The 19,013-nt window shown below is 55.6% G+C and carries 27 protein-coding genes; 26 read left to right on the top strand and 1 reads right to left on the bottom strand.

Annotated elements, in window-relative coordinates:
• The first annotated feature begins 1 nt into the window (after position 1).
• From rplP to LGH70_RS01095, 26 genes are all read left to right on the top strand, one after another.
• Positions 2-427 carry a 50S ribosomal protein L16 gene (gene rplP, locus LGH70_RS01220; RefSeq protein WP_135464445.1) on the top strand — a complete coding sequence of 142 codons (426 nt, stop codon included), beginning with the start codon at positions 2-4 and terminating at the stop codon, positions 425-427.
• Position 428: 1 nt separating this feature from the next.
• The gene (rpmC, locus tag LGH70_RS01215; RefSeq protein WP_226181896.1) at positions 429-641 is read left to right on the top strand and encodes a 50S ribosomal protein L29; all 213 of its coding nucleotides are present in this window, start codon (positions 429-431) and stop codon (positions 639-641) included.
• A gap of 2 nt (positions 642-643) precedes the next feature.
• Positions 644-934 carry a 30S ribosomal protein S17 gene (gene rpsQ / locus LGH70_RS01210; protein ID WP_226181894.1) on the top strand — a complete coding sequence of 97 codons (291 nt, stop codon included), beginning with the start codon at positions 644-646 and terminating at the stop codon, positions 932-934.
• 1 nt (position 935) lies between these two features.
• Positions 936-1,304 carry a 50S ribosomal protein L14 gene (rplN, locus tag LGH70_RS01205; RefSeq protein WP_073107059.1) on the top strand — a complete coding sequence of 123 codons (369 nt, stop codon included), beginning with the start codon at positions 936-938 and terminating at the stop codon, positions 1,302-1,304.
• Between the two features lie 4 nt (positions 1,305-1,308).
• Positions 1,309-1,572 (top strand): 50S ribosomal protein L24, encoded by a 264-nt coding sequence (gene rplX, locus LGH70_RS01200; protein ID WP_100337290.1) that lies wholly within the window; start codon positions 1,309-1,311, stop codon positions 1,570-1,572.
• Between the two features lie 15 nt (positions 1,573-1,587).
• Positions 1,588-2,148, top strand: a complete 561-nt coding sequence (rplE, locus tag LGH70_RS01195) for a 50S ribosomal protein L5 (protein WP_100337291.1) — start codon at positions 1,588-1,590, stop codon at positions 2,146-2,148.
• A complete protein-coding gene (gene rpsN / locus LGH70_RS01190) occupies positions 2,141-2,410 on the top strand; it encodes a 30S ribosomal protein S14 (RefSeq protein ID WP_135464447.1) in 270 nt (89 codons plus the stop codon). Before rplE ends, rpsN begins: the two co-directional genes overlap by 8 nt.
• 186 nt (positions 2,411-2,596) lie before the next feature.
• Positions 2,597-2,995 carry a 30S ribosomal protein S8 gene (rpsH, locus tag LGH70_RS01185; RefSeq protein WP_226181892.1) on the top strand — a complete coding sequence of 133 codons (399 nt, stop codon included), beginning with the start codon at positions 2,597-2,599 and terminating at the stop codon, positions 2,993-2,995.
• 18 nt (positions 2,996-3,013) lie between these two features.
• Complete coding sequence (gene rplF, locus LGH70_RS01180) at positions 3,014-3,568, top strand: 50S ribosomal protein L6 (RefSeq protein WP_100337294.1); 555 nt, start codon at positions 3,014-3,016, stop codon at positions 3,566-3,568.
• A 9-nt stretch (positions 3,569-3,577) separates the two neighbouring features.
• Entirely contained in the window at positions 3,578-3,928 is a 351-nt protein-coding gene (gene rplR / locus LGH70_RS01175; protein ID WP_100337295.1) for a 50S ribosomal protein L18, read from the top strand.
• 6 nt (positions 3,929-3,934) lie between these two features.
• Positions 3,935-4,531: a 30S ribosomal protein S5 gene (gene rpsE / locus LGH70_RS01170; RefSeq protein WP_226181890.1), complete on the top strand. Its 597-nt coding sequence runs from the start codon at positions 3,935-3,937 to the stop codon at positions 4,529-4,531.
• Positions 4,532-4,537: 6 nt separating this feature from the next.
• Positions 4,538-4,717, top strand: a complete 180-nt coding sequence (gene rpmD / locus LGH70_RS01165) for a 50S ribosomal protein L30 (RefSeq protein WP_100337296.1) — start codon at positions 4,538-4,540, stop codon at positions 4,715-4,717.
• 13 nt (positions 4,718-4,730) lie between these two features.
• Positions 4,731-5,177, top strand: coding sequence for a 50S ribosomal protein L15 (rplO, locus tag LGH70_RS01160; protein ID WP_226181888.1), 447 nt, complete (start codon positions 4,731-4,733; stop codon positions 5,175-5,177).
• Positions 5,178-5,190: 13 nt separating this feature from the next.
• A complete protein-coding gene (gene secY, locus LGH70_RS01155; protein WP_226181886.1) occupies positions 5,191-6,513 on the top strand; it encodes a preprotein translocase subunit SecY in 1,323 nt (440 codons plus the stop codon).
• A 7-nt stretch (positions 6,514-6,520) separates the two neighbouring features.
• Positions 6,521-7,291, top strand: a complete 771-nt coding sequence (gene map / locus LGH70_RS01150; protein WP_226181884.1) for a type I methionyl aminopeptidase — start codon at positions 6,521-6,523, stop codon at positions 7,289-7,291.
• A 4-nt stretch (positions 7,292-7,295) separates the two neighbouring features.
• Entirely contained in the window at positions 7,296-7,514 is a 219-nt protein-coding gene (gene infA, locus LGH70_RS01145) for a translation initiation factor IF-1 (protein WP_086592757.1), read from the top strand.
• Between the two features lie 9 nt (positions 7,515-7,523).
• Positions 7,524-7,640 carry a 50S ribosomal protein L36 gene (gene rpmJ / locus LGH70_RS01140; RefSeq protein WP_046246595.1) on the top strand — a complete coding sequence of 39 codons (117 nt, stop codon included), beginning with the start codon at positions 7,524-7,526 and terminating at the stop codon, positions 7,638-7,640.
• Positions 7,641-7,666: 26 nt separating this feature from the next.
• Complete coding sequence (gene rpsM, locus LGH70_RS01135) at positions 7,667-8,044, top strand: 30S ribosomal protein S13 (protein ID WP_226181882.1); 378 nt, start codon at positions 7,667-7,669, stop codon at positions 8,042-8,044.
• A 76-nt stretch (positions 8,045-8,120) separates the two neighbouring features.
• Positions 8,121-8,513, top strand: coding sequence for a 30S ribosomal protein S11 (gene rpsK / locus LGH70_RS01130; protein ID WP_100337301.1), 393 nt, complete (start codon positions 8,121-8,123; stop codon positions 8,511-8,513).
• 130 nt (positions 8,514-8,643) lie between these two features.
• A complete protein-coding gene (rpsD, locus tag LGH70_RS01125; RefSeq protein ID WP_135464453.1) occupies positions 8,644-9,249 on the top strand; it encodes a 30S ribosomal protein S4 in 606 nt (201 codons plus the stop codon).
• 70 nt (positions 9,250-9,319) lie between these two features.
• Positions 9,320-10,309: a DNA-directed RNA polymerase subunit alpha gene (locus tag LGH70_RS01120; protein WP_226172181.1), complete on the top strand. Its 990-nt coding sequence runs from the start codon at positions 9,320-9,322 to the stop codon at positions 10,307-10,309.
• A gap of 204 nt (positions 10,310-10,513) precedes the next feature.
• Positions 10,514-11,098, top strand: a complete 585-nt coding sequence (gene rplQ / locus LGH70_RS01115) for a 50S ribosomal protein L17 (protein ID WP_226181880.1) — start codon at positions 10,514-10,516, stop codon at positions 11,096-11,098.
• Positions 11,099-11,387: 289 nt separating this feature from the next.
• The gene (eno, locus tag LGH70_RS01110; protein ID WP_226181878.1) at positions 11,388-12,659 is read left to right on the top strand and encodes a phosphopyruvate hydratase; all 1,272 of its coding nucleotides are present in this window, start codon (positions 11,388-11,390) and stop codon (positions 12,657-12,659) included.
• Positions 12,660-12,719: 60 nt separating this feature from the next.
• Positions 12,720-13,070 (top strand): FtsB family cell division protein, encoded by a 351-nt coding sequence (locus LGH70_RS01105; RefSeq protein ID WP_226181876.1) that lies wholly within the window; start codon positions 12,720-12,722, stop codon positions 13,068-13,070.
• Positions 13,071-13,203: 133 nt separating this feature from the next.
• Positions 13,204-17,211, top strand: coding sequence for a CARDB domain-containing protein (locus LGH70_RS01100; protein WP_226181874.1), 4,008 nt, complete (start codon positions 13,204-13,206; stop codon positions 17,209-17,211).
• A gap of 139 nt (positions 17,212-17,350) precedes the next feature.
• The gene (locus LGH70_RS01095) at positions 17,351-17,800 is read left to right on the top strand and encodes a hypothetical protein (protein WP_226181872.1); all 450 of its coding nucleotides are present in this window, start codon (positions 17,351-17,353) and stop codon (positions 17,798-17,800) included.
• A gap of 9 nt (positions 17,801-17,809) precedes the next feature.
• Here LGH70_RS01095 and LGH70_RS01090 read toward each other — a convergent pair whose 3' ends face one another.
• Positions 17,810-19,012 carry an anhydro-N-acetylmuramic acid kinase gene (locus tag LGH70_RS01090; protein WP_226181870.1) on the bottom strand — a complete coding sequence of 401 codons (1,203 nt, stop codon included), beginning with the start codon at positions 19,010-19,012 and terminating at the stop codon, positions 17,810-17,812.
• Position 19,013: the final 1 nt, after the last annotated feature.

Genomic DNA, 19,013 nt, shown 5'->3' with positions numbered 1-19,013 from the left:
CATGTTACAACCGAAAAGGACCAAGTATCGCAAGATGCAAAAGGGTCGCGTAACAGGCCTAGCCTACCGCGGCAGCTCCATAGACTTCGGTTCCTTCGCTATCAAGTCGTTGGAAGTGGCTTGGATTACGGCTCGCCAGATTGAGGCAGCTCGTATCGCCATGACCCGCGCTATGAAACGGGAAGGTCAAGTATGGATCCGTATTTTTCCCGATAAGCCAATCACCAAGAAGCCCGCTGAGGTTCGCATGGGTAAGGGTAAGGGTTCCCCAGAATATTGGGTAGCCTGCGTGAAGCCCGGTACCATCATGTTCGAGTCGGACGGTGTGCCGCTGGAAGTGGCTCAGGAATCCCTGCGTTTAGCTGCGCAGAAGCTGCCAGTGAGAACTAAGTTTGTTGTTCGTCGCGACTACGAAGAGAACAAGTAAGATGAAGAACGCAGAAATCCAAGCCCTTTCGCTAGAAGCGCTGAAGGAGCAAATCAAAACTGAACAAGCCAGCGGCCAGGCACTGCGTTTCGCGCATGCCATTTCTCCCCTGGAAAACCCAGTTCGCCTGAAGCATAGCCGCCGTAACGTAGCTCGTCTGCAGACTGAGTTGACCCGTCGCGAAAACGAGCAGGCAAACCAAACTGCTAAATAACGATGGCAAGCAACGAAGAACAGCAGGTAGCAACCGCCGAAGAGCGGAACCTGCGGAAAGAAATCATCGGGCGCGTAGCTTCTACCAAAATGGACAAGTCCATCACGGTAGTAGTGGAAAGCAAAATGAAACACCCGATCTACGGCAAGTTCGTTACCAAGTCGACCAAGTTTATGGCTCACGACGAAAATAACGAGTGTGGCGAAGGCGATACGGTTCGCATTATGTCGACCCGCCCGCTGAGCAAGAACAAGCGCTGGAGATTGGTAGAAATTGTAGAACGCGCCAAGTAAGATGATACAGCAAGAATCCCGTCTGACCGTCGCTGATAACAGCGGCGCCAAAGAAGTTCTCTGCATCCGTGTCCTCGGTGGCACGGGCAAGAAATACGCCAGCGTAGGCGACAAGATCGTTGTTTCGATCAAGTCGGCTATTCCTTCGGGCAACGCCAAAAAAGGCACTGTATCGAAGGCTGTGGTAGTTCGTACGAAGAAGGAAGTACGCCGCAAGGACGGTTCGTACATCCGCTTCGACGACAACGCCGCCGTGCTGCTCAACAACAACGATGAGCCCCGTGGCACCCGTATCTTCGGCCCCGTAGCTCGTGAGTTGCGTGAGCGTCAGTTCATGAAGATTGTTTCACTAGCTCCTGAAGTTCTCTAAGCATATGGCAACGAAGACGAAAGCTCAGCCCGTGAAACTGCACGTCAAAACCGGTGATACCGTTCTGGTAATTGCTGGTGATGAGCGTGGCAAGACCGGCGTTATCAAGTCGGTAAACCGTTCAACGCAGCGCGTTATCGTGGAAGGCCTGAACCTGGTGACCAAGCACAACAAACCCAGTGCTAAGAACCCGCAAGGGGGTATCACCAAGATCGAAGCTCCCATCCACGTATCCAACGTGAAGGCAGTTGAATCGAAAAACGCCTAACCCGGTACGACGACAATGGCCCGACTGAAAGATATATATCAAAAAGAAGTAGTACCCGCGCTCCAGGAGAAATTCCAGTTCAAGAGCATCATGCAGGTACCACGCATCACCAAGATCTGCATCAACCGCGGTATTGGCTCGGCAGTAGCCGACAAGAAGCTGGTTGACAATGGCGTGGACGAGTTGACGACCATCACCGGTCAGAAAGCCGTTGCGACCATTGCCAAGCGTTCGGTGTCGAACTTCAAACTCCGTGAAGGCATGCCCATCGGCGCCCGCGTAACCTTGCGCGGTGAGCAGATGTACGAGTTCATGGACCGTTTGCTGACGGTTGCTCTCCCCCGGGTGCGTGACTTCAAAGGCATCAATGATAAGGGCTTTGACGGCCGTGGTAACTATACCCTCGGCATCAAGGAGCAGATCATTTTCCCCGAAATTTCGATCGACAAGATCAAGTCAATCTCGGGTATGGACATTACCTTCGTAACGACCGCCGAGAACGACGAGCAGAGCTATGAGCTCCTCAAAGCTTTCGGAATGCCGTTCGCTAACGCCAAGAAACAGAACAATGGCTAAGGAATCCGTCAAAGCAAGAGAAAGAAAGCGCATCGCCACGGTAGAGCGTTATGCTGAGAAGCGTAAGGCTCTGAAAGCCGCCGGCGACTACGAAGGCCTGGATAAGTTGCCCCGCAACGCCTCGCCCGTACGCGTCCACAACCGGGATAAGATTAACGGCCGTCCTCGTGGTTACATGCGTAAGTTCGGCATCAGCCGCGTTACGTTCCGCGAAATGGCGCTGGCTGGTAAGATCCCCGGCGTAACGAAGTCGAGCTGGTAATACAGCTTTTGCCTTACTCACACTAAGGCAGTGATATTTGGCAGGTTGCCGAAAGAAACCATTGGCCGAGCCTCAATAAGTCGAGCCAAGTAGTCTTAACCGAAAATTTCGTCGCCACTTTCAAATGGCGGCGAAATTTTCATATCTTTGCGGCTCCCTAAAAAATGGGCTGCTCTCATCTACACAATGAATACAGATCCAATTGCCGACTTCCTGACCCGGGTGCGCAATGCCATCAAGGCAAACCACCGGGTAGTCGAAATTCCGGCCAGCAACATCAAAAAGGAAATCACGAAAGTGCTTTACCACAAGGGTTACATCCAGAGCTACCGCTTTGATGACTCTTCGGTACAGGGCACCATCAAGATTGCCTTGAAGTACAACCCTACTACGAAGCTGCCTGCTATCACCAAACTGGAGCGCGTAAGCACCCCTGGTCTGCGTAAGTATGCTCACGTGGAGAACATGCCGCGTGTACTCAGCGGCTTGGGTATTGCCATCCTGTCGACCTCGAAAGGGGTAATGACGGAGAAAGAGGCGAAAGCCCAGAACGTGGGTGGCGAAGTATTGTGCCACGTTTACTAATCGAGGAAAAACGAGACTATGTCACGCATTGGTAAACTGCCGATCAGCCTGCCTTCGGGCGTTCAGGTTGAAGTAAGCAACGAAAACACCGTTACGGTGAAGGGCCCGAAAGGCACCCTGACTACCCCGGTTGACCGCGACATTACCCTTACCCAAGCCGATGGCCAGCTGGTTGTTGAGCGTCCTACCGAGCAGAAGCGCCATAAGGCCATGCACGGTTTGTACCGCTCTTTGATCAACAACATGGTCAATGGTGTAAGCAACGGTTTTGAGCTGAAGCTGGAGCTGGTAGGTGTAGGTTACAAAGCAGCAATGGCCGGTACTACGCTGGAATTGTCGCTGGGTTACTCGCACAACATCTTCCTGGCCCTGCCGAAAGAAGTTACTGCTACGGCCGTAACCGAAAAAGGTAAGAACCCAATTGTTACGCTGAACAGCATTGATAATCAATTGCTGGGTCAGGTAGCTGCTAAGATTCGCTCGCTGCGCAAAGTTGAGCCCTACAAAGGCAAAGGCGTGCGTTTCGTGGGTGAGCAAATTCGTCGTAAGGCTGGTAAAACGGCTTCGAAATAATTTCGCATCATGGCTTTCGATAAAGCAACTAGAAGAAAACGGATCCAGCGCATCATCCGCACCAAGGTGGCTGGCACGTCCGAGCGTCCACGTTTGTCAGTGTTCCGCAGCAATACGGGCATCTATGCTCAGATTATTGACGACACCACTGGCCGTACGTTGGCGGCTGCTTCCTCGAAGCACGTTTCGGTGGAAGAGGGCAACGGAGTCGCCCTAGCTGCCGCAGTAGGCAAAGAACTTGCCTCCCGTGCTCAGGAAAAAGGAATTTCGAAAGTGGTATTTGACCGTTCGGGTTACCTCTACCACGGCCGCGTAAAATCATTGGCAGAAGGAGCCCGCGAAGGCGGCCTCAATTTCTAAATCATCATGGCAGAATTTAACAACAACCCCCGTGGTGGTGGCAATGACCGTGGCGGTAATGACCGTCGGGGTGGTGGCAATGACCGTGGTGGCAACCGTGACCAGGCGCCTCGCGCCGGCGAATCCGATCTGAAAGAGAAGGTAGTAGCTATCAACCGCGTTGCCAAAGTAGTAAAAGGCGGTCGTCGCTTCAGCTTCTCGGCCATCGTAGTAGTAGGTGACGGCAACGGCACTGTAGGCTACGGCCTCGGCAAAGCCAACGAAGTAACCGATGCTATTGCCAAAGGCATTGACGACGCTAAAAAGAACCTGGTGAAGGTGCCGCTGTATAAGCACACCGTTCCCCACGTGATGGAAGGCAAATATTCCGGTGGCTTCGTGTTGGTACAGCCAGCCGCAGCTGGTACCGGTGTAATTGCTGGTGGTGCTATGCGTGCCGTATTTGAAAGCGCTGGTATCAAGGATGTACTTGCTAAGTCGAAAGGTTCTTCGAACCCCCACAACGTAGTAAAGGCAACTTTCGACGCTCTGTTGAAGATGCGTGACCCCATGCAGATTGCCCAGCAGCGTGGTATCACTCTTGCCCAAGTTTTTAACGGTTAAGCAGCGATGGCGCAGATCCAAATCAAACTCGTGAAAAGCGTTATTGACCGCCCTGAGCGTCAAAAGCGTACCGTTAAGGCCCTGGGCCTCGGTAAAATTGGTAGCACGAAGGCTGTTGAAAACACGCCTCAGGTTGCCGGTATGGTGGCCGCTGTGCAGCACCTCTTGGAAGTAACTGAACTCTAGGATTACCCTCGATATGAATCTCAGCAATCTCTCACCCGCCGAAGGCTCAACGCGCAATAATAAGCGTCTTGGCCGTGGTACGGGTTCCGGCCGCGGCGGCACGTCGACGCGTGGTCACAAAGGTCAAAAGTCTCGTTCGGGTTATTCCAAGAAGTCTGGCTTCGAAGGTGGCCAGATGCCTCTGCAGCGTCGAGTTCCGAAGTTCGGCTTCAAGAACATCAACCGTGTGGAATACAAAGGCATCAATTTGGATGCTCTGACCAGCCTGAACGAGAAGAGCAGCACTTCCACTATGGACGTTGCTTACTTCGTGTCAGCTGGTTTGGTGTCGAAAAACGCCAAAATCAAAATTCTGGGTCGTGGTGAAGTTACCACTGCTCTGGAAGTACACGCCCATGCATTCTCGAAATCGGCTGTTGAAGCCATTGAGAAAGCTGGTGGTAAAGCTGTGACGCTGTAAAGTCTTATCGGCGATGAAAAAGTTTATCGAAACGATAAAGAACATTTTTGCGATTGAAGATCTGCGTACGCGGATCTTCAATACGCTTTTTTTCATTGCCATCTATCGGCTGGGTTCCTTCGTAGTCCTGCCTGGTGTCGATCCGACGCGCCTGAAAGATGGTGGGGCAGAGGGGTTGTTTGGTATTCTGGATACGCTGCTTGGCGGTGCTTTCAGCAATGCCTCAATCTTTGCTTTGGGCATCATGCCGTATATCTCGGCATCAATTGTATTGCAACTGCTAACCATTGCAGTACCATACTTTCAGAAGCTGCAGAAAGAAGGCGAGTCAGGCCGTAAGAAGATCAACCAATACACTCGGATACTTACTATTCCGATCGTAATGGCTCAGTCGGTCGGCTTTATTGCAACCATCAGCCAGGATGCTATTATTGCTCCCGGCACCTTCTTTACCTTTTCCACAATGCTCATCATTACAGCCGGCACGCTGTTTTGCATGTGGTTAGGGGAGAAGATTACTGACAAGGGCATCGGCAATGGTATTTCCATGATCATTATGATCGGGATTGTATCGCGCTTTCCAGGAGCTATTATTGGTGAGGCTGCTGCCAAAGGCATGCGTGGTTCACTGATTTTCCTGATCGAACTGGTTGTGCTGTTCTTGGTAGTAATGGCCGTAATTGTGCTGACGCAGGCTGTTCGCCGGATTCCGGTGCAGTATGCTAAGCAAGTCGGTGGTACTACCCAGCTCAACGCCCAGCGTCAGTTTATTCCTCTTAAGGTGAATGCTGCTGGCGTAATGCCAATCATCTTTGCTCAATCGTTGATGTTCGTCCCCGCCATTGTGGCCTCGGTATGGCAGAACGATAGTGATACAGCCAGCTACATTGGGCAGAAGTTTTCGGACTATACCTCGTGGCAGTACAACCTTGTGTTTGCTACCCTAATTATTGTCTTCACTTACTTCTATACTGCTATCAGCGTTAATCCCAATCAGATTGCGGATGACCTGAAACGCAGTGGAGGGTTCGTACCAGGTGTCAAACCCGGCCGTGACACCTCAGAGCACATCGACGAGATTCTGACGCACATCACGCTGCCCGGTGCAATTGTACTGGCACTGATTGCCATTTTCCCGGCTTTGGCTTTGCTTGCTGGTGTTACGCGCCCGTTCTCTGCTTTCTACGGTGGTACTTCACTGATCATCATGGTAGGGGTAGTGTTGGATACGCTCAACCAAGTGGAAAGCTACTTGCTCATGCGTCATTACGATGGCATGATGAAGACGGGTAAGCTACGCGGCCGTAACACGCCTAACGTTGCCTTAGCCTCTTAATTCGGTCATGATTGTTTACAAGACCGAAGAAGAAATAGAACTCATCCGGGCCAGCGCGAAAGTGCTGGCTCAAGCCCACGGAGAAGTTGCGGGCATGATCAAGGAAGGAGTTACGACGCGCGCACTCGATCAGCGAGCGGAGGAATTCATCCGGGACCATGGCGGACTACCTTCCTTCAAAGGGTATAATGGTTTTGAATACAGTCTCTGCATCTCGCCTAATTCAGTCGTGGTGCATGGTTTCCCGAGTGACTATCAGCTCAAGAGCGGAGATGTTGTATCGGTTGACTGCGGAGTCTTGTTGAACGGCTACCACGCCGATAGTGCCTACACCTACCCAGTAGGGGAGGTGGCGCCAGAAGTGCTCAAGCTTCTGGAGGAAACCAAAAAGTCACTGTATCTGGGCATTGAACAGGCAGTGGCGGGCAACCGAATGGGCGACCTGGGTTACGCCATCCAGAATCACGTTGAGAAACAGGGTTATGGAGTTGTGCGGGAACTTGTTGGCCACGGAATTGGTCAGAAGCTCCACGAGCGGCCAGAAGTGCCAAACTACGGTAAGCGTGGGGCGGGACTAAAGCTGCAGGCAGGGCTGGTTCTGGCCATTGAGCCCATGGTGAATCTGGGAACGAAGAATGTAGTGCAAGAGAAGGATGGCTGGACTATCCGAACCAAGGATTACAAACCTTCGGCTCACTTTGAGCACACAGTAGTAGTACGTAAAGACAAAGCGGAGATTCTCACTTCCTTTGAATACATAGAAAAAGCCTTACAGTAGCCTTATGGCCAAACAATCCTCCATTGAACAGGACGGAGTCATTCTGGAAGCCCTTTCAAACGCCATGTTCCGCGTGGAATTAGAAAACGGTCACCAGCTCGTTGCTCACATTTCGGGCAAAATGCGAATGCACTACATCAAAATCCTGCCGGGCGATAAGGTGAAGCTGGAAATGTCCCCTTACGACTTGTCGAAGGGCCGAATTGTTTACCGTTACAAATAACCCGACGACATGAAAGTCAAAACCTCGGTCAAGAAACGCAGTGTTGACTGTAAGCTGGTTCGCCGCAACGGCAAGCTGTACGTCATCAACAAAAAGAACCCACGCTTCAAACAGCGTCAGGGTTAGTAGCACCAGACTTTTTAATAAAGCAAATGGCTCGTATTGCAGGGGTAGATATCCCGGACAACAAGCGCGGTGAAATCGCGCTGACCTACATTTTCGGCATCGGCCGTCCATCCGCACAGAAAATCTTGATCAAGGCCGGCATCGACCTGAACAAGAAAGTAAAGGATTGGACGGAAGCAGAAGCTGGCGAAATCCGCAGCATCATTGCTGCCGAAATTAAGACCGAAGGTGTTCTGCGCTCGGAAGTGCAGCTGAACATCAAGCGTTTGATGGACATCGGTTGCTACCGTGGTCTGCGTCACCGCAAAGGTCTGCCAGTTCGTGGTCAGCGTACCAAGAACAACTCGCGCACGCGCAAAGGCAAGCGGAAAACCGTTGCCAACAAGAAAAAAGCTACTAAATAAATTGTAGCGGGAATCGAAGCCGGTTCAGGATTCTGAACCGGCTTCAACACCTTCCGCAGTTTTTTGCGATAACCAAATGGCACAAAAGAGAAAAGACAAAGCCAAAAAGCGCGTTGTCGTTGTTGAGCAGGTAGGCCAGATTCACATCAAGGCTTCCTTCAACAACATCATCATCTCCATCACCAACAACAATGGTCAGGTTATTTCCTGGGCATCGGCTGGTAAGATGGGTTTCAAAGGTTCTAAGAAGAACACGCCCTACGCTGCTCAGATGGCAGCTACGGACTGCGCCAAAGTGGCCCACGACCTGGGCATGCGCAAGGCCGAAGTATTCGTGAAAGGTCCGGGTGCTGGCCGTGAGTCGGCTATCCGTACCCTCCAGAACGTGGGCATTGAGGTAACCACCATCCGCGACGTGACCCCGCTGCCCCACAACGGCTGCCGTCCTCCTAAGCGTCGTCGCGTCTGATATACTGAACTCGCGAACTATTCTGTTCGCCCTTGTGTCGGGTTTCCGATCCGGCTTGCCCTACGGGTGAGCCGCATCCGAGGAGCCCGACACGCGTGGTTCAACCCCTGCAAAACTCAAATACCCCGAAATGGCACGTTATACTGGTCCTAAAACCAAGATTGCCCGTCGCTTCGCAGAGCCAATCTTCGGCCCAAGCAAGGCACTCAACAAAAAGAACTACCCTCCAGGCCAGCACGGCCGTGGCCGCCGCAAGAAGCAGTCGGAATACGCGGTGCAGCTGATGGAGAAGCAAAAAGTAAAGTACATGTACGGTGTACTGGAGAAGCAATTCGAAAACCTGTTCCACAAAGCAGCTACTCTGCCCGGCATCACCGGCGACAACCTGCTGGCGCTGCTCGAGTCGCGTCTGGACAACACGGTTTACCGTTTTGGTATCGCTCCGACCCGTCGTGCTGCTCGCCAGCTGGTGTTGCACAAGCACATCACGGTGAATGGTGAAGTAGTAAACATCGCCTCGTACAAGCTCCGCGCTGGTGACGTAGTAGGTGTTCGCGAAAAGTCGAAGTCTCTGGAAGCCATTACCACCAGCCTGAGTGCTCGCAACGCGCGTGCTTTCTCGTGGCTGGAGTGGGACGGCAAGGAATTAGTGGGCAAGTTCTTGAACGCCCCTTCGCGTGACCTGATTCCGGAGAAAATCACGGAGCAGCTCATCGTCGAGCTTTACTCGAAGTAATTACTGGAACCCGGCTTATGGTCGGGTTCTTACTTCGTTTTTTCCTTGTTGTATTTTTAAAGCCCCACTTATGTCAATCTTAGCTTTTCAAATGCCGGAGAAAGTAGTGATGGAGAAATCCGACGACTTCTACGGAACATTTGAATTCAAACCGCTGGAGAAAGGCTACGGCGTCACGATCGGCAACGCATTGCGCCGCATCCTGCTGTCGTCGCTGGAGGGCTATGCCATCACGTCGGTCCGCACTTCCAGTGTGTTGCACGAGTTCATGACAATTGAAGGTGTGATTGAGGACATGTCCGAAATCATCCTGAACCTGAAACAGGTTCGCTTCAAGAAAGTGAGCGACGCCATCGAGGACAAAATCACGGTCCGCATCAAGGGCCAAGAGACGTTCAAGGCCGGCGATATTAACAAATTCTCGACTGGTTTCGAGGTGCTCAATACAGAGATGGTTATCTGTAACATTGACCCCGCAATCGAGCTGGAATTTGAGTTCACGATTCAGAAAGGCCGGGGCTACGTGCCCGCCGAGGAGAATCGTCCTGCCGACCAAGTGTTCGGGCAAATTGCCATCGATGCCATCTTCACGCCCATCAAGAACGTGAAGTACAGCATTGAGAACACCCGCGTAGAGCAGAAAACCGACTACGAGAAGCTCCTTATCGAGATTCAGACGGATGGTTCGATTCACCCCGAGGACGCGCTGAAAGGTGCTGCCAACATTCTGATTCAACACTTCATGCTGTTCTCGGACAACACCATGACCTTCGAAACGGCCAAAGCCGAGGAAGAAGAGACGGTGGACGAAGAGACGCTGCACATGCGTAAGGTTTTGAAGACGCCCCTGGCGGATATGGACCTGAGCGTACGCGCTTACAACTGCCTCAAGGCCGCGGATATCAAGACGCTGGGCGAATTGGTGCAGCTGGACATGAGCGACATGATGAAGTTCCGCAACTTCGGTAAGAAGTCGCTGACCGAACTCGAAAACCTTGTAGAGGAAAAGGGTCTGACCTTTGGGATGGACCTGGGCAAGTACCGCCTCGACGAAGACTAGCATACCCCGATAGGCTGATTGCCGCTACGCTGACCTTCGGGCTGGCCTGCAGCAGTCAGCCTATTGCTTTGAATACTTCCTTTACACTTTTTCACCAGTGTGCCCGAGGTATGACGGTTCTAATGAGGTAGCCACTTAATCTTTAGCTGCCCGCCGTGGTCGTCACACGCAAGCACACACATTCCTGCTGAGAAGCACAACACAATGAGACACGGTAAGAAAATCAACCACCTCGGTCGTACCACCTCCCACCGCAATGCGATGCTGTCGAACATGGCTTCGTCGCTGATCATGCACAAGCGCCTGACCACTACGGTGGCCAAAGCCAAAGCCCTGCGCAAGTTCGTGGAGCCCCTGCTGACCAAGTCGAAGAGCGACACCACGCACTCGCGTCGTACCGTATTTGCTACGCTGCAGAACAAAGAGTCGATCAAGGAGCTGTATGACGCAGTAGCCGGCAAAATTGCCAACCGCCCCGGTGGTTATACCCGCATCATCAAGCTGAGCGACAACCGCCTCGGTGACAACGCTGAGATTTGCATCATCGAGCTGGTTGACTACAACGAAACCCTGCTGGAAGCCAAATCGGCCGGCGAAGCCAAAACGACTACCCGTCGTTCGCGCGGCAAGAAGAAAGCTGACACGACTGACGCTGCCGCCCCAGTAGCTGCTACCCAAGCTCCGGCTGCCGTAGTAAGCGAAGAGGCCGCCGCTGCCACGGATGCTCCAACCGAGACGCTGAAAGAAGGCGAAACTCGTGATGAGAAGAGCGAAGAAGCTGCTTCGTAGTTTCGGGCTTATCGAAGATAGAAAAGGGACGTGCCAGCTGGTACGTCCCTTTTTGCTTTTCAAGGCCGGCCACCATAGGGTGCTCTAAAGACTGCAAGGCCATCTGATTTGGAGCCGCAGTGCTGTACTTATTCCCAATGCCGGCTAAGTGCCGCAGCTCCTGAAGTGGCTGAAAGGGTAGGAGGGTACGTAGTGAATTCCTTACCTTTCGGCCCCGCAGCCGGATGTGGGGCCTAGGTTTAGGTTCGGCGGCTGTGGTAACGAATTCCTCACCACAATTCTTTTCAACATGAGCATTATATCAGCCATCCATGCCCGGCAGATTTTTGATTCGCGCGGTAACCCAACCGTCGAGGTAGATGTAACCACTGAATCCGGCGTTGTAGGTCGGGCCGCGGTACCCTCGGGAGCCAGCACCGGCAAACACGAAGCCGTAGAGCTGCGCGACGACGACAAGTCGAAGTACATGGGCAAGGGCGTGCTGAACGCGGTTGAAAACGTCAACAGCAAAATTGCCGAAGAGCTAATTGGCTTCTCGGTATTTGAGCAGGGCCTGCTCGACAAGATCATGCTCGAAATCGACGGTACGCCGAACAAGGCTAACCTGGGTGCTAACGCTATTTTGGGTGCTTCCCTGGCTATTGCCCGCGCGGCGGCCCAGGAGGCCGGCATGCCGCTGTATCGGTACATTGGTGGGGTAGGTGCTACCACGCTGCCCGTGCCGATGATGAACATCCTGAACGGCGGCTCGCACGCCGACAACAGCATCGACTTCCAGGAGTTCATGATTATGCCCGTGGGTGCTCCTTCCTTCTCGGAGGCGCTGCGCTGGGGTACGGAGATTTTCCACCACCTGAAGAACGTGCTGAAAAAGCAGGGCCTGAGCACCAACGTAGGCGACGAAGGCGGCTTTGCTCCCAACATCAAGTCGAATGAAGAGGCTATTAAGGTGGTACTGCAGGCCATTGAGGCCGCGGGCTACAAGCCCGGCGACGACGTGATGATTGCCATGGACGCGGCCGCTTCCGAGTTCTACGACGGCTCGCACTATCACTTCAAGAAGAGCACCGGCGATAAGCTGACTTCGGACGAAATGGTAGCGTACTGGACCGACTGGACCAAAAAGTACCCTATCATCAGCATTGAGGACGGCATGGATGAGGACGACTGGACTGGCTGGAAAAACCTGACCAACAGCATCGGCAGCACCACTCAGCTGGTGGGCGACGACTTGTTCGTGACCAACGTGCAGCGTTTGCAGCGCGGTATCGACGAGAAGATTGCCAATTCTATCCTGATCAAGGTAAACCAGATTGGCACGCTTACCGAAACCATCGACGCCGTGAACCTGGGCCGCCGCAACGGCTACAAGAGCATCATGAGCCACCGCTCGGGTGAAACCGAGGATAATACCATTGCCGACCTGGCCGTGGCCTTGAACACGGGCCAAATCAAGACCGGCTCGGCTTCGCGCTCCGACCGAATGTCGAAGTACAACCAGCTGCTCCGCATCGAGGAAGAATTAGGCGAAATTGCTTATTTCCCCGGCCGTAAGATGTAGGTGGCGGGTAGTTGTTGGACAATTCCACGGCTACGCGTAAAAATTAAGGGCCCGGTCTGCATGCAGACCGGGCTCTTTGCTTTATCTTTGAGAGCTATGCAGTTGCTTCAATTATTTCAGCGTGTTCCCCGCTTTTTGCGCAGCTTTTATTTCCTGGCTGGCACAGGCTTCCTAGTATGGATGGTCGTTTTCGACGCCAATGATTTGCTGAAGCAATATGATATGTATGCCAAGTGGCGCGAGCTGCAGGCTGAAAAGGAGTACTACCTGAATAACATTGAAATAGTGAAAAAGGACCGGGCGGAGCTGTTGAGCAGCCCGGAGCTATTGGAAAAATTTGCCCGCGAAAAATACATTATGAAGCGTCCCGGCGAGGACGTGTTTATTCTCGTGCCTCAGCAAGAGGAATAGCGTCGTTTCGGGCGCCGGGCCTTTTTTAGGGCTTATTTCCGACCACCCCACTTTGTTTTTTCGCGCCCTGGCAGCCTCTGCCAGCAGGCGTTTCTTGTGCGCTTACCCTACTTTATACCCTTTGCAAAACCGTATGAAACACAACTACGCTTATCGGGCGTCCAAGTCCACTACCAAACCGTGGTGGGGAATCATGGCTGCTCTGCTGCTGCTGCTGACCGGACAGGTCAGTGCCCAAACCTACACCGTGCCCGTAACCGGCACAACGGCCGTTACCACGTGCGCCGGTACGCTCTACGACAATGGCGGCACGGGTAACTACAGCGCCAATGCCAACGGCACCATCACGATTACGCCCGCTACGGCTGGCAGCAAAGTCCGGCTGCAGTTTTCCTCGTTTGCGGTGGGCTACTACGACCGGCTGACGATTTATGACGGTTCGTCGACCTCGGCACCGGTTATTGGTACCTATTACGACTACTACAGCCCCGGCACCGTGTATGCAACCACCAGCACCGGTACGCTGACGCTGCGCTTCGCCACGGACTACTACACCAGCGGCTACAGTGGCTTTGCGGCCGATATTTCGTGTGTGACCACCATACCCCAGCCCGATCTGACCATTCAGGGCGCCTCAGTAACCCCGGTTTCGGCCGTGCCCGGCAGCAGCATTTCGCTGTACAGCACCATCTATAACCTCTCGGGCACGACGGCCAGCAGCAGCAGCGTGGGCTACTACCTCTCGACGGATGCCAACCTGGATGCCGCCGACGTACTGCTCGGCAGCTCGACCGGTAGCCAGATAGCTGTGGGCGGCTACTCCAGCCGCAACAACTACGCGCTGCTGCCCGCCAACACGACTCCCGGCGCCTACTACATCCTCTTTGCCGCCGACCACCTGAACGTGGTAGGGGAGAGCAACGAAAGCAACAACGTGGCGAGTGTGTACCTGAATGTGGTGCCGCCCACCGTCGACCTGATCATTCAGCAGCCCTCGGCCACGCCAACCACTACCGCTCCCGGCAACGTGCTGAGTCTGGCCTGCTCTATCACCAATCAGGGCAATGCCACGGCCGCTTACAGCAGCGTGGGCTTCTACCTGTCGACCAACACTACGCTTGATACCAATGATCAGCTGCTGACGTCCGCGTATGGCGGACAGCTGACGTCCAACTATCCGTCGTACCGCAACGTGACGACCAACGTGCCGCCAGGCACTACGCCAGGCACCTACTACATCCTGTTTGCCGCCGACTACCAGAACGTAGTGAGTGAGAGCAACGAGCAGAACAACGTGGCCAGCGCGACGATAACCGTGGCCGCGCCCAGCGTGGATTTGCTGATAAATCAAGCCAGCCTGAGTACCTACACCATGTCGGCCGGTACCACCATCAATGCCAACGGCTACACCTACAACCAGGGCAACATTACCTCGCCCTCGAGCAACGTCGGCTACTACTTCTCGACCGACGCCACGCTCTCCAGCAACGACGTACTGCTCAGCAGCACCATCGGTGGCGCATTGGCCGCCAGCCAGGGCAACTACCCCAGCTCCGCCATCACCATTCCCGCTTCGGCTACGCCCGGCACCCGCTACATCCTGTTTGTGGCCGACTATCTGAACGCCGTGACGGAATCGAACGAAACCAACAACGTGCGCAGCGTAGCCATCAACGTGATAACGCCCAGCATCGACCTGGTTATTCAGTCGGCTTACCTCTCGACCAACACCACGACGGCCGGCTCGCTTATCAGCGCCAACCACTACATCGTAAACCAGGGCAACACGGTCGCCAGCAGCTCCAACGTGGGCTACTACCTCTCCACCGACATTACCCTCAGCTCGAACGACGTGCTGCTGACCTCCACCGCGGGTGGGGCGCTGCAGGGCAACGACTACTCTTCGCGCTACCCCAACCTGACGATTCCGGCCGGTACGGCTTCGGGCAGCTACTACGTGCTGTTTGCCGCCGACCACCTGAACCAGGTGGCCGAAACCAACGAAAACAACAACGTGGCCTACGCGTCGCTGACGCTGCAGGCGCCCGGCTTCGATTTGGTTATTCAGTCGGCTTACCTGAACAACTTCACGGTGGCGGCGGGTAGCTCGGTCAACAGCAGCTATACCATCATCAACCAGGGTAATACCACGGTTTCTTCTTCTGATGCTGGCTACTACCTTTCTACCAACAACACGTTTGGGGCCGGCGACGTGCTGCTCTCTTCCGTTGCGGGCGGTGCCCTGGGCGCCGGTGGCTATATCTCGCGGTACCCTGCGCTGGCCATTCCGGCTGGTACGGCTTCGGGCAGCTACTACGTGCTGTTTGTGGCCGACCACCTGAACCAGGTAGCCGAAACCAACGAAACCAACAACGTGTACGCCATCGGTCTGACCGTCGTGCAGCCCGGCATCGACCTGACTGTTAGCCAAGCCGCTTTGTCGCGCACGGTTATGCCTGCCGGTACTGCGCTGGGCATGGGAGCCAACATCAACAACCTGGGCACCACTTCCGCGGCGACCAGCAATATGGGCTTCTACTTGTCGACGGACAATACCTACAGCACGGGCGACGTACTGCTGGGCTCGGTTAACGGCTCGACCCTCTTCGCGGGAGATTATAGCTACCGCTCGGGTACCTTCACCGTGCCCTCGGCTACCACAGCCGGCGCCTATTACGTGCTGTTCGTGGCCGACCATCAGGGGCAGGTAACGGAAACCAACGAAACCAACAACGTGGCCGCGTTGGCTATTACCATCTCGGCTCCGTTCAATGGCGTGCTCGTGCCGCAAACCGGCAGCACCAGCGTGACTACCTGCGGCACCACCGTAACCGACAACGGGGGCAACGGGGACTACGCTGATTATTCGAACGGCTCCCTGACTATCAACCCGGGCATTGCGGGCAACAAGGTGCGCCTCACGTTCAGCTCCTTCTCGGTAGAATCCTGCTGCGATGCCCTGACGATTTATGACGGTGCCAACACCAACGCGCCCATTATCGGCACCTATACTTCCCTGCCCGGCACCATCACGGCCCAGAATGCTTCCGGCGCCCTGACGCTGGTCTTCACCAGCGATGGCAGCGTGGTAAGCACGGGCTTCGAAGCCGCCGTTACCTGCGTATCGGTAGTAGCATTGCAGCCCGACCTGATTGTGCAGGCTCCTTCCCAGTCGGCTACTACGGTTATCAGCGGTAACACTATCACGGTCGGCGGCACGGTTGCCAACCAGGGTGCCGGTGAAGCCAGCAGCAGCCAGCTGGGCTATTTCCTGTCGACGAATACTACGCTCGACAGCAACGACCTGCTGCTGGGTACCAGCAGCGGCGGAACCCTGGCCGCCAGCGCCTCGGTGCGCCGTACGGGGGTATTCTCCATTCCTACGAACGTAACACCGGGCACGTATTACCTGCTCTACGCCGCCGACCCCGCCGCTCTGGTTACGGAAAGCAACGAAACAAACAACACCACCACGCTGACAGTAACCATCGTTGCGGCCCAGGCCGACCTGAGCGTGTCGCAGATGGCGGCAAACCCGACTTCGGCTCCGGTGGGTGGTACCATCTCGGCCTCCTGCCTGCTGACTAACACCGGCACGCTGGCCGCTAACGCCAGCAGCATGGGCTTCTACCTGTCGGCCGACAACGTGTTCAGCGCCAACGACGTGCTGCTGGGCTCGGTAGCTACGGCTGCCATGCCCATAAACACGGGTATGACCCGGGCCGCTTCGTTTGCTATTCCGACCACTACCATTCCCGGCAGCTACTACATTCTGTATGTAGCCGACGCCCAGAATGCCGTGGCTGAATCGAACGAGCAGAACAACGTGGGCAGCCTAGCTTTCATGGTGACGGTGAACACGCCGGTGAAAGAGCAGCTCAATGGCTTAACGGTCAGTATCTATCCTAACCCTGCCACCGGTGGTGAGTTCTCGGTTCGGCTGGATGGCGCCAGCACCGGCAAAGTAGCCCAGCTGGCTCTCTACAACAGCATCGGCCAGCAGGTAAGCCTGCAGTCACTGGCCTTGACCAGCGGCCGTGGCCCGGCCCGCATTCTGACGACGGGCCTGGGTAGCGGCGTTTATATGCTGCGCATCACGGGTGATGATTTGAACGTAACCCGCCGCATCGTTATCGAATAGCCGGCGACAACATAGCGTTCCGCGTAACGGCGGCATCAGCCTGGAAAGGAATTCCGGCGCTGGTGCCGCCGTTTGTTGTCAGTAGCCCGCAGACGTGGCCCCGTATTTGAAACGCGTGCTCGTATAAATGTCCCTCCCCATGGCCCCTTTTCGCACTACCCCCTTCTGGCGTCGTACCAGCATCCTGCTCGTTCTGTGTTTGCTTCTGACGGCTCCTGGCATAGCCCGGCCCTCGCAGGTGCAGGTAGCCCGCCAGTTTTTGCTGGCCGTGTTGCGCGGGGAGTATGCCGTGGCCTATCAGCTGCTGGCTCCCGAGGTGCAGGCTGCGGTTACGGCCGACGGGTTTCGGGTGGCCGCGCAGCCGCTCTACGCCCAGGGCCAGCGGCGCGGCCTGCCCATCGACCTCTACAAGCTCGGCTACCGTATCGACGAAGCCAACACCGTGCGCAACTTCTACAGCTTCATGTTCAAGAGCGACACGCTGGCAGCTCGGCCCGTGGTGCAGCTCGACGTTACCTTCCGGGATTCCACGGCCACCCGCATTCAGAGCTTTGGGTTGATTCCGGCCCCGCAAACTTCCGGCAAGTAGCGCCGCACTTTAGCCCGGAAACGAGATTTTGCCGAGCGCAACGGCCGGCACGGCCTGGGCGCCGTGCCCCAGGGGGCGGGCTTCTCCCATTAGGGTTTCGTTGGCGAGAATGGCAAACAGCACGGCTTCCTTGGCATCGGGGGCAATGCCGAGGGCGGCGGTGGTGGAAAAGCGGCAGTGGGGCAGCTCCCGGCTCAAGGCGGCCATCAGCGTGGGGTTGTGCATGCCGCCGCCACTGGCGTAGACGGGGAAGCTTCGCTCGGGGCCGAAGGCCTGCCGGACGGCCCGTCCCACGCCGGCCGCGCTGAATGCCGTGAGCGTCGCCAGCAGGTCGGTGGGAGAGAGGCCAGTGGAGCCGCTGACGTGCTGCGCGGCTCGCACGTAGGCCGAGCTGAATAGCTCGGGGCCCGTGGTTTTGGGAATATCGGCCGCGAAGAACGGGTGGGCCAGCAAGGCTGCTAGCAAAGCTTCGTGTACCCGGCCCTGAGCTGCCAGAGCACCGTTTTCGTCGTACTGGGTGCCGGGGTACAGCTCCCGCACGAAGGCGTCGAGCAGGGTGTTACCCGGGCCGGTATCGGTGCTAAACACCTGACTGGCGTCGAGGCTGCCGGCCAGGTAAGTGAAGTTGGCAATGCCGCCTAAGTTGAGCAGCAGCCGGTCTTCGCCGGGCTGGGAGAAAACTAGGTAGTCGCCATACACAGCCAGCGGGGCGCCCTGCCCGCCGGCGGCCACGTGCTTCTGCCGAAAGTCGCTGAGGGTCAGAATGCCGGTACGCACAGCCAGGTGGTCACCGTCGCCGAGCTGTAGGGTGGCATTGGGCCAGTTGCTCAGGCCGTGCTGGTGGCGGGGCGCGTGAAACATGGTTTGGCCGTGGCTGGCAATGGCATCGACCTCACCGGGCGGTACCTGCCAGCGGGCCAGGCAGTCGAGCACCATGTCGGCGTGCAGCGTGCCCAGCCAGGCGTGCAGCAGCGTCAGGTGTTGCAGCTCCACGGTGGTCTGGGCAAAGATGCGCCGGATTTCGTGGCGCACCGTTTCCGAGTACGGCACCGTGGCAAAATGCTCGACGACTACCTGCGTAGCGGGGCCGTGCCCGGAAAAGCGGCACAGCGCCACATCCAGACCATCCAGTGAGGTGCCCGACATCAGCCCGATAATGCGCCGCGCTGGTTGTTGAGCCAGCGTGAAGAGCCGGGTAAGATTCGTATTCATG

The organism is Hymenobacter nitidus, from assembly GCF_020447315.1.
GTDB lineage: Bacteria > Bacteroidota > Bacteroidia > Cytophagales > Hymenobacteraceae > Hymenobacter > Hymenobacter nitidus.
The sequence above is the reverse complement of the archived record's forward strand: the minus strand, read 5'-3'. Positions and strand labels throughout refer to the sequence as shown.

Coding starts and splice junctions, on each gene's coding strand:
- rplE (WP_100337291.1), top strand. CDS start 1,588: ATGGCCCGACTGAAAGATATATATCAAAAAGAAGTAGTACCCGCGCTC.
- infA (WP_086592757.1), top strand. CDS start 7,296: ATGGCCAAACAATCCTCCATTGAACAGGACGGAGTCATTCTGGAAGCC.
- rpsK (WP_100337301.1), top strand. CDS start 8,121: ATGGCACAAAAGAGAAAAGACAAAGCCAAAAAGCGCGTTGTCGTTGTT.
- LGH70_RS01105 (WP_226181876.1), top strand. CDS start 12,720: ATGCAGACCGGGCTCTTTGCTTTATCTTTGAGAGCTATGCAGTTGCTT.
- rplO (WP_226181888.1), top strand. CDS start 4,731: ATGAATCTCAGCAATCTCTCACCCGCCGAAGGCTCAACGCGCAATAAT.
- rpmJ (WP_046246595.1), top strand. CDS start 7,524: ATGAAAGTCAAAACCTCGGTCAAGAAACGCAGTGTTGACTGTAAGCTG.
- rpmD (WP_100337296.1), top strand. CDS start 4,538: ATGGCGCAGATCCAAATCAAACTCGTGAAAAGCGTTATTGACCGCCCT.
- rplQ (WP_226181880.1), top strand. CDS start 10,514: ATGAGACACGGTAAGAAAATCAACCACCTCGGTCGTACCACCTCCCAC.
- rplX (WP_100337290.1), top strand. CDS start 1,309: ATGGCAACGAAGACGAAAGCTCAGCCCGTGAAACTGCACGTCAAAACC.
- eno (WP_226181878.1), top strand. CDS start 11,388: ATGAGCATTATATCAGCCATCCATGCCCGGCAGATTTTTGATTCGCGC.
- rpsQ (WP_226181894.1), top strand. CDS start 644: ATGGCAAGCAACGAAGAACAGCAGGTAGCAACCGCCGAAGAGCGGAAC.
- rpmC (WP_226181896.1), top strand. CDS start 429: ATGAAGAACGCAGAAATCCAAGCCCTTTCGCTAGAAGCGCTGAAGGAG.
- rpsN (WP_135464447.1), top strand. CDS start 2,141: ATGGCTAAGGAATCCGTCAAAGCAAGAGAAAGAAAGCGCATCGCCACG.
- rpsD (WP_135464453.1), top strand. CDS start 8,644: ATGGCACGTTATACTGGTCCTAAAACCAAGATTGCCCGTCGCTTCGCA.
- rpsM (WP_226181882.1), top strand. CDS start 7,667: ATGGCTCGTATTGCAGGGGTAGATATCCCGGACAACAAGCGCGGTGAA.
- LGH70_RS01100 (WP_226181874.1), top strand. CDS start 13,204: ATGAAACACAACTACGCTTATCGGGCGTCCAAGTCCACTACCAAACCG.
- rplP (WP_135464445.1), top strand. CDS start 2: ATGTTACAACCGAAAAGGACCAAGTATCGCAAGATGCAAAAGGGTCGC.
- rpsE (WP_226181890.1), top strand. CDS start 3,935: ATGGCAGAATTTAACAACAACCCCCGTGGTGGTGGCAATGACCGTGGC.
- rplR (WP_100337295.1), top strand. CDS start 3,578: ATGGCTTTCGATAAAGCAACTAGAAGAAAACGGATCCAGCGCATCATC.
- rplF (WP_100337294.1), top strand. CDS start 3,014: ATGTCACGCATTGGTAAACTGCCGATCAGCCTGCCTTCGGGCGTTCAG.
- rplN (WP_073107059.1), top strand. CDS start 936: ATGATACAGCAAGAATCCCGTCTGACCGTCGCTGATAACAGCGGCGCC.
- secY (WP_226181886.1), top strand. CDS start 5,191: ATGAAAAAGTTTATCGAAACGATAAAGAACATTTTTGCGATTGAAGAT.
- map (WP_226181884.1), top strand. CDS start 6,521: ATGATTGTTTACAAGACCGAAGAAGAAATAGAACTCATCCGGGCCAGC.
- LGH70_RS01095 (WP_226181872.1), top strand. CDS start 17,351: ATGGCCCCTTTTCGCACTACCCCCTTCTGGCGTCGTACCAGCATCCTG.
- rpsH (WP_226181892.1), top strand. CDS start 2,597: ATGAATACAGATCCAATTGCCGACTTCCTGACCCGGGTGCGCAATGCC.
- LGH70_RS01090 (WP_226181870.1), bottom strand. CDS start 19,012: ATGAATACGAATCTTACCCGGCTCTTCACGCTGGCTCAACAACCAGCG.
- LGH70_RS01120 (WP_226172181.1), top strand. CDS start 9,320: ATGTCAATCTTAGCTTTTCAAATGCCGGAGAAAGTAGTGATGGAGAAA.